This window comes from Corynebacterium sp. 239_CJEI (assembly GCF_001055995.1).
Taxonomy (GTDB): domain Bacteria; phylum Actinomycetota; class Actinomycetes; order Mycobacteriales; family Mycobacteriaceae; genus Corynebacterium; species Corynebacterium jeikeium_D.
The window spans coordinates 18,524-30,678 of the sequence record NZ_JVOW01000034.1; the positions used below are offsets into that span (position 1 = coordinate 18,524).

The 12,155-nt window shown below is 59.8% G+C and carries 11 protein-coding genes; 8 read left to right on the top strand and 3 right to left on the bottom strand.

What is annotated here, in order from left to right:
• Positions 1-4: 4 nt before the first annotated feature.
• Positions 5-274, bottom strand: a complete 270-nt coding sequence (locus ADB08_RS09660; RefSeq protein WP_049172773.1) for a HypC/HybG/HupF family hydrogenase formation chaperone — start codon at positions 272-274, stop codon at positions 5-7.
• A gap of 123 nt (positions 275-397) precedes the next feature.
• Between ADB08_RS09660 and hypE the strand changes: the two genes are divergently transcribed.
• Positions 398-1,540, top strand: a complete 1,143-nt coding sequence (gene hypE, locus ADB08_RS09665) for a hydrogenase expression/formation protein HypE (protein ID WP_049172775.1) — start codon at positions 398-400, stop codon at positions 1,538-1,540.
• Here the strand turns inward: hypE and hypF are convergent.
• Positions 1,537-3,927 (bottom strand): carbamoyltransferase HypF, encoded by a 2,391-nt coding sequence (gene hypF, locus ADB08_RS09670; protein ID WP_080971512.1) that lies wholly within the window; start codon positions 3,925-3,927, stop codon positions 1,537-1,539. The two genes, hypE and hypF, sit on opposite strands and share 4 nt — an antisense overlap.
• A gap of 76 nt (positions 3,928-4,003) precedes the next feature.
• On the opposite strand from hypF, the gene ADB08_RS09675 reads away from it, so the two are divergent.
• From ADB08_RS09675 to ADB08_RS09700, 6 genes are all read left to right on the top strand, one after another.
• On the top strand, positions 4,004-4,321 hold the full coding sequence (locus ADB08_RS09675) for a hydrogenase maturation nickel metallochaperone HypA (RefSeq protein WP_081636710.1): 318 nt from the start codon (positions 4,004-4,006) through the stop codon (positions 4,319-4,321).
• A 16-nt stretch (positions 4,322-4,337) separates the two neighbouring features.
• On the top strand, positions 4,338-5,156 hold the full coding sequence (hypB, locus tag ADB08_RS09680; RefSeq protein ID WP_042388459.1) for a hydrogenase nickel incorporation protein HypB: 819 nt from the start codon (positions 4,338-4,340) through the stop codon (positions 5,154-5,156).
• Between the two features lie 333 nt (positions 5,157-5,489).
• The gene (locus tag ADB08_RS09685; RefSeq protein WP_016422185.1) at positions 5,490-6,728 is read left to right on the top strand and encodes a hydrogenase small subunit; all 1,239 of its coding nucleotides are present in this window, start codon (positions 5,490-5,492) and stop codon (positions 6,726-6,728) included.
• 13 nt (positions 6,729-6,741) lie between these two features.
• A complete protein-coding gene (locus ADB08_RS09690; protein ID WP_016422186.1) occupies positions 6,742-8,490 on the top strand; it encodes a nickel-dependent hydrogenase large subunit in 1,749 nt (582 codons plus the stop codon).
• Positions 8,487-9,755 (top strand): Ni/Fe-hydrogenase, b-type cytochrome subunit, encoded by a 1,269-nt coding sequence (cybH, locus tag ADB08_RS09695; RefSeq protein WP_016422187.1) that lies wholly within the window; start codon positions 8,487-8,489, stop codon positions 9,753-9,755. Before ADB08_RS09690 ends, cybH begins: the two co-directional genes overlap by 4 nt.
• Positions 9,756-9,816: 61 nt before the next feature.
• Positions 9,817-10,401 carry a hydrogenase maturation protease gene (locus tag ADB08_RS09700; RefSeq protein WP_042389177.1) on the top strand — a complete coding sequence of 195 codons (585 nt, stop codon included), beginning with the start codon at positions 9,817-9,819 and terminating at the stop codon, positions 10,399-10,401.
• On the opposite strand, the gene ADB08_RS09705 is transcribed toward ADB08_RS09700, so the two are convergent.
• The gene (locus tag ADB08_RS09705) at positions 10,398-10,757 is read right to left on the bottom strand and encodes a hydrogenase maturation nickel metallochaperone HypA (RefSeq protein ID WP_172954599.1); all 360 of its coding nucleotides are present in this window, start codon (positions 10,755-10,757) and stop codon (positions 10,398-10,400) included. The genes ADB08_RS09700 and ADB08_RS09705 overlap by 4 nt on opposite strands.
• Before the next feature lie 40 nt (positions 10,758-10,797).
• On the opposite strand from ADB08_RS09705, the gene ADB08_RS09710 reads away from it, so the two are divergent.
• The gene (locus ADB08_RS09710; RefSeq protein WP_049172780.1) at positions 10,798-12,153 is read left to right on the top strand and encodes a nickel-dependent hydrogenase large subunit; all 1,356 of its coding nucleotides are present in this window, start codon (positions 10,798-10,800) and stop codon (positions 12,151-12,153) included.
• Positions 12,154-12,155 lie beyond the last annotated feature (2 nt).

The following is a 12,155-nucleotide window of genomic DNA, read 5'->3' on the forward strand; positions in this document are numbered from 1 at the left end:
CCCCTCAGTTGATCTGTGACGATGAGAAGGATTCCAGCTCATCCTCGTAAGTGTCGCCGCCTAGCTGTTTGATTTGCTGGAGCGAAAGTCTGGCTTCTTCCTCGTCGATCTTGCTCATGGCGAAACCGACATGTACGAGAACCCAGTCACCGGCGGTGAGGTTCTCGTCAACAAGTAAATCGGTGGAAATCATGCGTGCGACGCCACCAATTTCCACTGTTGCACGGGCAGCATCGTGGACTTCTGTGATGACGGCAGGGACACCAAGACACATACGCTTCTCCTCGTTTGCAATACTTATCGAGACTACCATCAGAGGCAGCGAACCTCGTTTTCGAAGGACGAGTGACGCAAGCAGTTTTGTCCGCCACCAGCTGTGAAGTTAGGGATAGTGAGCATGCAGCCGAAGAATCGTCTGAACACCAACGAAGCCAAGGTAAACACCAATATTGGTCGCGTTCGGGCACGTCCGTTCAGGCTTCTCGACGATTACGTCACCTTGCAACACGGCTCCGGTGGAAAGGCCTCCGCAGCTCTGGTTGAACAGGTCTTTTTCGACGCCTATGGCAATGAAATTTTAGGGCAGGGTGGCGACTCCGGGCTGTTCGCTGCCGAAGCCGTCGTCGAGGCTGCGGCAGCTTCTGCACATGGTGGGGCGCGGTTGGCAATGTCCACCGACTCCTATGTGGTCAATCCCATCGAGTTCCCGGGCGGCGACATCGGGGATTTGGCCGTCAACGGCACGATTAACGATCTGGCGGTAGCTGGAGCCAGGCCCCTGGCGCTGACCGCATCGTTCATTCTGGAAGAGGGGCTGGAGATTGCGACTCTGCGCCGCATTGTGGCGAGTATGCGCGTCGCTGCCGATGCCGCAGGGGTGAGCATCGTCGCCGGCGACACCAAGGTTGTGCCGAAGGGCGCAGGTGACCAGGTCTACATCACCACGGCCGGGATGGGCGTGGTCCGCGGCGACTACGCCGGTGCCGCTACGAAAGGATCTGTCTACGCAAACATCGAGGCCGGAGACCGCATCCTCGTCTCCGGTCCAATCGCCGATCACGGCATGGCCGTCATGCTCGCCCGCGGCGACTTGGCTCTGGCCGCGCCTATCGAGTCCGATACCCGTGCCGTCAACGGCCTGGTCGAGGCACTACTTGAAGCTGCCCCCGGCACTCGCTGGATGCGCGATGCCACTCGTGGCGGCCTCGGCACGGTCGCCAACGAGCTCGCCCGTGGCACCGGTCTTGGTGTCGTACTTGACGACGATTCCATTGCGGTCCGTGAAATGACCCGTGGCGCCTGTGACATGCTCGGCATAGATCCGCTCTACGTCGCCAATGAAGGCACCTTCGTCGCCGTTGTCCCCGCCGGGCAATCCGAGGCAGCGCTCAGTGCGCTCCACGCAGCCGGGGCTTCCGAGGCTTGTGATATCGGCTCCATCGAGGACGAGCCCGCCGCTTCCGTGGTACTGGTCACCGGATTCGGTGGCACCCGCATGGTGGACATGTTGGTCGGCGACCCGCTGCCGCGCATCTGCTAGACATCCATGCCCGTTGCCGCCAGCAGGCGGCCGGCCACCGCCTGACCAAGACTCAAGCCGCCATCGCCCGGTGGCACAATTTGATGCTGCAACAGAGTAAAGCCCTCAGCTGCAACTTCGCGCCGCAGCAGCTCCATCAACAGCGCATTATTCGCGCAACCCCCGCTGACGCCGACAACATCGGTGCCGGCTTCCTCCGCAGCCTGCACCAATCGCTTGCCGACGACACCCGCGACCCCACCGTGAAACACAAATGCGGCCTGCTCAGCGTCAGGCGATGCTACCGCCTCCCGAATGGCGTCCTGGAAGGGCACTGGCTTGGTCTCTGAACTGACCGCTTCAAGCGCTTCCGCATGTGACCTCACGTAGCGAGTCGCCGCTGCCTCCAACTCCATGGCCGCTTGCGCCTCGTAGCTGATGGCTCCGCCACCGCGCCAGCGAGGAAGCAGCAGTGCTGCGGCGGCATCGAATATGCGGCCGAGAGATGAAGTTTGCACTGTGCCAACTCCCGTCGCCAACTGGCTTTTAACCAGGGCTACTTCGCGCTCGTTGGAGAGGTTGCGCACAAGGTGGTCGTCGTGAAGCTCCCATGCGTGAGTGAGACCGAGGGCGAGCCTCCACGGGTGCGTGACGGCGCGATCTCCACCGACCAACGGGAAAGTGGGGCAGTGCCAGGTGCGTTCCCAGTTTGCGGAACTGCGACTGAGCGTGAGGATCTCGCCGCCCCAGATGGTGCCATCAGTGCCGTAGCCGGTGCCGTCGAGGGTGGCGACGACGGCACGGCCCGCGTTCAGGGAAAGGAGACGGTGCTCGGCGAGTAGGGAAAGCGCGTGGGCGAAGTGGTGTTGAACCGCGAGCAGCTCGATGTCGTGCTCGGCGGCGAAGCGTTCGGCGAAGGCGGTAGTGGCGTAGTCCGGATGCAGATCGCAGACGACAAGCTCCGGGGTCGCGTCACGCATGGAAAGCAGCTGGTCAACTGCTCTCTGGAAGGCCTTCTGACTGGCCCACGAACCCATGTCGCCAATGTGCGCGGAGACGTGAGCGAGGTCCCCATGCGCGATAGCGAAAGTGTTCTTCAGCTCTCCGCCGGTCGCGAAAATGGTGGGTTGGGACGTGCTCCGGGCGCTGGTGCCAGGGCCAGGGCCAGTGTGGCTACGAGAATCGGTGGGCGTGATTGAAACGGGGACGGGAGCGAAGCCGCGGGACCGGCGCGATGGGGCGGTGCCGATGAAAACCGAATCTTCAACGGGTACGTGGATTTCGCGGTCGTGGAGGATGAAAGCGTCGGCGATGTGACCGAGCTTCTTCAGCGCGTCGGCATTGTCGGTACAGACGGGCTCGCCACTGAGGTTGCCGCTGGTGACCACGAGCGGGCGATCGCAAAGCAGCAGGTGAATGCCTGAGTACGGAAGCATAATCCCGAAGCTGTCGAGGCCCGGTGCGATGAGATTGGAAAGCGGCCCCGACCGCTGCTTCGGTGCAATCACAATCGGTGCCTCAGGGGAGTCGAGGAAACGCTTCTCCTGCTCAGTTAACTCAACCAGTTGGGCAGCGGTGTCAACAGTGGGGGCCATTACCGCTAACGGTTTGTCGGGTCGACGTTTGCGCATCCGTAGTTTCTCGCAGGCAGCGTCATTGGTGGCATCGCAGACCAGGTGAAAACCACCAATACCTTTGACGGCGAGCAGGGCGCCGTCGTCAAGCAGTGCGTGTGCGCGACGAAAGAGCGCGAGAACCTCCTCGCGGGAGGTGGCGGTGGCGGTGCCGCCTGCATCGTGCCAGCTCAGACGCGGGCCACAGTCGAAGCAGCTGATTGGCTGAGCGTGATAGCGGCGGTCGGTGGGGTCGGTGTACTCGCGCTCGCACGGGGTGCACATCGGAAAGGCCGCCATAGTGGTGCGCGGGCGGTCGTAGGGCAGTTCAGTGATGATGGACAGGCGCGGTCCGCAGTTGGTGCAGGAGATGAAAGGGTAGAGGTAGCGCGGGTTGGTAGGGTCGAAAAACTCACGGCGGCAGTCCGGGCACAGTGCAGTGTCGGGCGGAAGCAGTGCGCGGCCGGAGTAGCTGTGGCGAGAGGGCACGATGGTGAACTCGCGCTCATGGCCCAGTGTCGCGATGTGCTCGGCGGAGTGATTGATGATGCGGGCAAGCGCCGGCAGTTCGGTGAAAAGCTGGCTGCGGAAGGCAGCGAGGGCGTCCGGTGGGCCTTCTACCTCGATGAATACGCCCTGCTCATCGTTGCCACAGAAGCCGACGAGACCCGCGCGCCGGGCGATGGTGGCGACAAAAGGGCGGAATCCGACCCCCTGGACGATACCTTCGATACGCCAGCGAATGCGTTGAATACTCGTACCCATCCCCGCCCCGGTCGCGCCTGCCTTTTCCATGCATTCAACTTTACGTAAGCGGCTCGGGTCCGTTCGCACTGCTAGTTTGGAGATTGTGCACGAAGTAGCGTTGAGCATGCAGTTAGCGAAGGTTGTCACGAGAGCAGCCGAAGGTCGAACTGTACGCACTGTGCACCTGCGGATAGGCGCTCTACGGCAGGTTGTGCCAGAAACCCTTTCATACGCGTGGGATTTCGTCAGTCGCGATACCGGTTTGGGGGACGCGAAATTGGATATTGACTGGGTACCTGCGGTTGTCGAATGCGCGCACGGGCATCGCGAACAGGTGGGGCCACTCGACGGCCTGCTGTGCCCCACGTGTGGAAAGCCAGGACGCGTAATCTCGGGGGAAGAGTTCACAATCGTCGACATCGACGTCGACACGCACAAGTAGGAAAGACGGTTTTATCATGGGACGTTTCCACCGGCATGACGGCGATGACGCACACCACCATCACCACCATCATCATGACCACGACCATGACCACCATCACGGCCATGACCACGTTCATCTCGCCGATCCCGATGACACTAGCCACGGCGACCACTCAGGTTATGAAACCGGCGTGGAACGCGTGACCATCCTCGAGGACATCTTCAGCGAAAACGACCATCGCGCGGAGCACAATCGCGAGCTGCTTGCTGAACATGGCGTGGAAGCCATCAACCTGATGAGCTCCCCGGGCTCAGGCAAGACTGCGCTGTTGGAGAAGACACTGGCGGCTGCGCAGGGAAAGCTGCGCGTCGGCATTATCGAGGGCGATATTGAGACGGCTCTCGATGCCGACCGCTTGGAGGGCTACGGGGCACAGATTTCGCTGCTGAACACGGGCAACGGATTCGGTGGTGAATGCCACTTGGACGCCCCGATGGTCTCCCGCGCGCTCGAGGGGCTGGATTTGGCCACGCTTGACCTGGTCATGATTGAAAATGTGGGAAACCTTGTCTGTCCGGCTGAGTTTGAGGTCGGTGAGACTCGTAAGGCAATGGTCTACTCCATCACCGAGGGGGAGGATAAGCCGGTCAAGTACCCGGTGATGTTCCGCTCTGTGCAGGTAGTGGTTATCAACAAGATGGACCTTGCCCCGTACCTTGACTTCGACATGGAGCTCTTCCGCGCCAACCTGGAAAAGGTCAATCCAGGCGTGAAGGTGATTGAGGTCTCCGCTAAGACCGGGGCGGGCATCGACGAATGGCTCCGTTGGGTCAACCCTGCGCTGGTTGATTAAGCGCGCGCCGGGGGCCGTCGTGAAGCAATGGGGGCGTCACGGCATGCTTGACGACGGCCCCGCTACCCCCCCCTCGCTTCGCTCCACCTTAGTGGGGGATAGGTGATATCCGGCCGTAAGCTGCGGCAGTTTCTCACGTTCATTCCCTGTACCTGGAGCTATATTTACGCAACATTTATCTTGCATATTATTTTGTTATAACCGCAGCGCAGCGACGTTATTCAGCTTGTTCTTAGGTCGCTATACTTGGCCATGTATAGGCAATGAGCCTGGGTAGATGTAAAACCTCGAAACCAATATTCCTAATAACTAAGCAGAAGGCGCAGCGAAAAAATGATTAGTGGCGCGAATTGGCAGGAAGGGACCCTCGGCGAAAACCTCGCTAGAGCTGGTGTCTCACGGCGCAGTTTCATGAAGTTTTGTGGCACTATGGCGGCAATTTTTGCCGCCGGAACTCCGAATGTCGGTGAGGCTGCGGCGCAGTCACTGACTCCCTCGGCGGAGGAAATCGCAGATAAGCTCTCGGCTGTAAAGAAGCCGAAGGTGGCTTGGCTGCAGTTGCAGGAATGTACCGGATGTATGGAATCCGTATTGCGTTCCGGAGGCACCACTGCTGAAGATGTGGTGCTGAACCTGGTTTCGATGGACTACAACGAGCTGCTCATGGCACCGTCCGGGCATGCGGCTGAAAAGGCTTTGGACGACATGAATGCCGAGGATCACATTCTGGTGGTCAATGGCTCGATTCCGACCGGCGAGAACGGTGCGTACTGCACCATTGGCGGTAAGTCGGCAGAACAGGTGCTGCTCGAGGCTGCTGAGAAGGCCACGGCAATCCTGGCCGTTGGTGCCTGCGCAGTCTGGGGTTCTGTCCAGGCTGCTAAGCCGAATCCGACCGGTGCCAAGGGTGTCGATGAGATTATCAAGGACAAGCCGGTGATTAACGTCTCTGGTTGTCCGCCGATTGGTGAGGTGATTACGGCCACCCTGACGTACGTACTCACTTATGGCAAGACACCGGAGGTCGACGCTGAGGGGCGGCCAAAGTTTGCCTATGACCAGCGTATTCACGACTCCTGCCCGCGTCGCGCGCATTACGATGCCGGTCAGTTCGTGAAAACCTTCGACGACGAAGGCGCACGAAACGGCTGGTGCCTTTACGAGGTCGGCTGTAAGGGGCCATCCACGTTTAGCCCATGCCCAATCGTGCAGTGGAACCTTAAGTCCGGTTGGCCAATTGGTGCTGGTCACCCATGTATTGGCTGTACTGAGAAGGACTTCTTCGACCAGTTCACTCCGTTCTACGACAAGCTGCCGGGAATCCCGGGTATTGGAGTGGAGTCCAGCGTGAACACGGTCGGCGTTGGACTGCTGGCTGCCACTGCCGCAGGTGCCGCGGTCCATGGCGGACTCACACTGGTGAAGGAACTGAAGATAAGGCGCTCCAACGGCGAAGAAAAGGTGTTGGCTGCGTTTGGTGGTGTGGAAGGCCGGAAGCCACCGATGGTCGACCTTCCTTCAAACGCACCAGGCACGCAGAGCGAGACAGCATCCGATTCGAAGGACAACTAAGGGGGCATAGGACATGGCTACGGAAAAAGTTGTAATCGACCCGATTACCCGAATCGAGGGACACCTTCGCATTGAGCTGGAACGCGAGGGAGACCAGATCAAAACCGCGTGGAGTGAGACTACTCAGTTCCGCGGTATCGAAACCATTGTGAAAAACCGCGATCCTCGCGATGTCTGGGCATTCGTTGGTCGTATCTGTGGTGTGTGCACGGGTACTCACTCGGTGGCGTCCATTGCCGCTGTCGAAGATGCCATTGGCTCGACACCGCCCCCGCAGGCACGTCGTATTCGCGACCTGGTGATTGGCTCGCAGGAGATTCACGACCACGTCGTGCACTTCTACCATCTTCACGGTCTGGACTGGATTGATGTCACGAAGGCTCTCGAGGCAGATCCGAAGAAGACCGTTGAGTTCGCGCAGTCGATCGGCTCGACGTGGAAGGGCAACAACGAAGAAACCTTCGCCCGGGTCAAGGAGACCGTGCAGGGCATTGTGGACTCCGGCCAGCTGTCCATCTTCACCGGCGGCTACTGGGGACATGAGGACTACCGCTTGCCACCTGAGGCCAACCTGATGGCAGTGTCGCACTACCTCGACGCCTTGGCTTTCCAGCGCTCTATCATCCGCATTAACACCGTCTTCGGCGGTAAGAATCCACACCCGAACTTCCTGGTCGGAGGCATGGCGTGCTCCATCGACCCGGAACGCTCTGAGACGGTCAACCAAGTCGGCATTGATCAGATCAAGTCCTGGATCGACGAGATCGTGGAGTTCGTCAATGACTGCTTCTACCCAGATGCAGTCGCCATCATGAGCGTTTACAAGGACTACTTCGACATCGGTCGCTCCTCCGACAGCTTCCTGGCGGTAGGCATGGCCGGCGCCACTTACTCCGGCGACCCGGCTAAGTCCCGTGTCCAGACCGTGCATCCAGACATCAAGCCCGGTGTCATTCTCGACGGTGACTACACCAAGCTCCACCCATTCCAGCCGGAAAAGATCGAGGAATTCATCAACTCCGCCTGGTATACGCAGGAAGCCGGCGATGATGTCGGCCTCAAGCCGTACGACGGCGAAACAACTGTGAACTACACCGGCCCGAAGCCGCCGTACGAGTGGTTGTCGGACAATGAAAAGTACACCTGGTCGAAGGCGCCGCGTTACGACGGTCGCGCTGTTCAAGTTGGCCCGGTTGCTCGTGTGCTGTTGGCATACCTGCAGAAGGAGCCGGAGACAATGCGCCTGGTCGACGAGGTCATGGATAAGCTCGACCTGCGCATTGAGCAGATGAACTCCACTGCGGGACGCACCTACGCACGTGCTGTGGAGTCTGTGACCACCGCCAATTACTTGGCAGATCACATTTTCCCGGAGTTCGTTGAGGCCCTGAAGAACGGCGACATCGATGTCTTCGACAACAGCCGTTGGGAGCCGACCACGTGGCCGGAAAAGTGCCAGGGCGTGGGCTTCCTCGAGGTCGCTCGTGGCATGCTCAGCCACTGGGTCAAAATTGAAAATGGCAAGGTGACCAACTACCAAGCCGTGGTTCCCACCACGTGGCTGGCCGGTGGCCGTGACCCGAAGGGGCAGCTTGGCCCATACGAGCACGCGCTGGCTGGCGATGGCACACATCCGCTGGTTGATCCCGAGCAGCCGCTTGAACCACTTCGCACGATTCATTCCTTCGATCCATGTATGGCCTGCGCAGTCCACATTTTGGATCCGGCTGGTCAGGAAATGTTTAAGGTGACGACGGCATGACACCCCCAGTGAGTGAAAATCCGGAACTGCGACTAAAAGATTCCAAGGGCAACCCCCTGGTTATTGCGGTTATTGACGCACACACCAGCCACTGGTTGTCGCCATCCGAGGTCATTCAGGCCGCAGCAATTGTCCCGGACGACTCCCGCGATCCTGTCGACCTTGCGCTAAAGGTCAGCTTGCGTCGTCGTCGTGACGATCTTTTCCACCTCGACGGCACGCCACTGATGAAACTGACCCCGGATTCCTACGACCCGGCGACGCCTGACCGCCGTTACTCCATTGCCAAGGTGCACGGCCTCAACATTGCGGATCAAACGGTCGATGTCGCCATCATGCGCGGTGAATTGAATGCGGTCGTTGAGGCATCCACGATGTCCCGTGAGGAAGGCGTTCTACTTCGTCGTAACGCGAACATGCATCATGGTCGCGGGCACCGCAGCATGGGCGTCGCGCTTGCGCCCATTGACAAAGACGGAAATATCATCGGAGAGTTCATCTTCGAAGGATTCGTGGCAATGGGGCTGCGGAAACTCGACGAGGCCATTGCGGAGAACAAGAAGGGCTCCGGTTCGTGGGTCGAGGTTCACCTGTGGGGATGGGCGCTGCGCGTTCAACATTGGTTGAACCTGGCGCTGATGTTGGTGATGACCTTTACTGGCTGGTACATCATGCAGCCCTATTTGACTGAGCGCACCTATGACGGCTCGGCCGCGGGATTCGCGATGGGATATGTCCGTTTCGCGCACTTCTTAGCCGGATTCCTATGGATCGCGGTGGGGCTATGGCGTGTCATTCTGCTGTTTGTTACCCACGACCGACAAACACGATGGCGTGCGCTATGGCCGATTTATAACAAGCAGGATGTTAAAGACCTCTGGCACACGATGCAGTACTACCTCTTCCTGCGCAAGGAAGGGCCGTTCTACTTCGCACACAATCCGCTGCAGCAGCTGGCGTACACCGGCATTTACGCGATGTGTTTCATCCAGATGCTCACAGGTTTGTCGCTATACGCGATGATGGACCAGTCCAACTGGTTCTTCCAGCTGTTGGCTATGCCCACGCACTGGATTGGCATCGGCTACTTCCGCCTGATTCACACAATCATCATGTACCTGATTTGGCTCTTCGCCATCATTCACGTCTACCTGGTTATCCGCTCCGATGCGGTACACAACCACGGTGGTCTGTCCTCGATGATTGGTGGCTCTGTCTGGCTACCGCGCGGCACGCAACCGGTTGACTCTCCACGCATTGGATAGGAGATCATTGGGTAACGATAAGGTGTCCGACGCAGTCACCGGTGCTGATGCTGGCACTCCGTTGGTGACGGTTCTTGGCATCGGCAACCCCGTCATGGGCGACGACGGCATTGGTCTCGAGCTGCTGAGGCGCCTTGCCCCAGAACTGGAATCTGCAGGCATGGGGCAGACAACGCAGGCCGGGGATTCTGCGCATCTGGTCTGGTCGCCCTCTAACCTCGATGATCCTGCGAACCTCGCCGGGCGAGGGGACGAATGGACGGGTGCGGTTGCCTACATCGATGGTGGCACCTGCGGTATGGAGTTGCTGCCCATCGTGCAGGAGGCCAAGAACCTATTGTTGCTCGACGCTCTCGCTGGTCCGGGGGATCCCGGTACCGTCGTCAAGCTCGTCGGTGACCAGATCCCTAGACTATTGGCGGCAAAGCTGTCCGCGCATCAGGTCGGCTTGCTGGATTTGCTCACCGCGGCGCGACTGCTGGGGCAGGAGCCTGAGCGCGTCGGTGTGGTGGGAGTGGTCTACGAGTCTGCCGACATGGTGGTGGGGCTCAGCAACACGGCACTTGGCGGCATTGAGGAGGCGACTGAGGTTGCGCGCGAGCTCATCGACAGCTGGCTTGCCGACGAGCGCGCCAGTGACGTCTAACCCTCGCCCTCAGCGCTGACCTCAATACTGGAGATTTCAAACTCGCGGCCGTGCCGCAAATCCGCAGTTGGGGTGCCGCAGACAGGGCAGGTTAGAGCATAGAATTCATCAATTTCATGCTCAGCCTCGCAGGTGGGGCAGTAGACCGTCGAGACAATGAGCTCGGCATCTAACTCGGCGCCCTCACACTGCGTCGCGGCACTGGCCACAGGCCATGCGGCGATGAGGGAATCGTAGACGACCCCGGAGCGGTCGCCCACACGCATTGACACCTTTGTCACGGTACGTCCCGGGCAGACCTCGGCAATCTTTTCCACCACGCTGGTCAACAATCCAAGCTCATGCACAGATACCATTATGGCGAAGTACTCAGCGCGAAGGAGGCGCAGGCGGACCATGTCATCCAAATCCGTTCCGGTTACCCAGCACATCCAGCTCGATGAGCTTGTTGACCCATTCGAGGCACGACTGGATGTCTATCGCGATGACAACGGCGCCATCACACAGGTGTCCTTCGACCTTTCAGGGCTACCGCGTATCGACGGGATGCTCGTGGGCAAGCAGGCGCTGGCTGTACCAGATATCACCAAGCGGCTGTGTGGCCTGTGCCCGGTTGTGCATCATCTTGCAGGCGTGCGGGCGGTAGAGGACCTTTACGGGGTCTTCGACATTCCTCGAACCGCACAGTTGATTCGAGAGCTGCTGGCGGCCGGGTCGACCTTGGATAATCTAGCGACCAAATTTGTGGCCGTCGACCGCGAGGGGGCGCGGGCAATGAAGCGTGCCGGAAAAGCTCTGATGCGTGCAGCGGGGGCACCGTCGCACTTCCCGGATGTCGCCGTCCCCGGCGGTGTGCGCGCGACAGTGGATAAGACGCTGGTTTCTGAGGCAGAAACTGCTCTGGAGGTACTGGCTGAGACGGCGGTAATCAAGGAAGTGGAGCTTCTTCCCACTCCCGATGCCCCTGATGCTTGGACGGATACTTTTGACGGCCTCGACGTGGCAGTTGTCGATGCCGACGGTGAGCTTGCGCCGCTGGGAAATTACCTCGCAGTCGCGCGGCATGACACCGATACCGCGGCGGAGATTTTCCCGGCTGCTGATTGGCCCACACGCGTTCGTGAATCCCGTCCGGGCGATGCCGCTCCCAGACCGGTGTTTGATGCCTCGAAGGAGTTGGGCAAGCATGGCTGTGAAGGTCAGCGGGCCGATTTCTACCGGGTGGGGCCGGTCTCCAGACAGGTTGTCGTCGATAAGCGTGGGGTGAGCCCACGCGACGCCCAACGCCAGCTTCTCGCTGACACCGTGGCTTGGGCGAGGCGGGTGCTTTCCGACGGGGAACTGCTCGGCGAGCATGTGTGCGATCCGAATGCTGCGACAGCGATTGAGAATGCTGACTTTGAAGGGCATCGCAGTGGTGTCGGGATGATTGACGGGCCGCGCGGGCTGTTAGTGCATCGCTATACGGCAGGGGCTGACGGCATCATCACGGATTGTCAGATCATGACACCAACTGCGCAGAACGAACCCTGGCTGACTCGTATGCTCACCGAGCAGCTGTGCGGCGGCGGAGAGGCTGCGGGGGTCGAGAAGTCCATCTGGGCCGCTGATCCGTGCTTACCGTGTAGTTCGGCACCTGCGGGAGTGATGACATTCACGATGCAGGAACATGCCGGTGCACCTGCGGACAATATGACAACGGATAGCCGTGGTTCGGCGGACGCCCCGACTGTAGCGGAGAGGACGAAGTAACA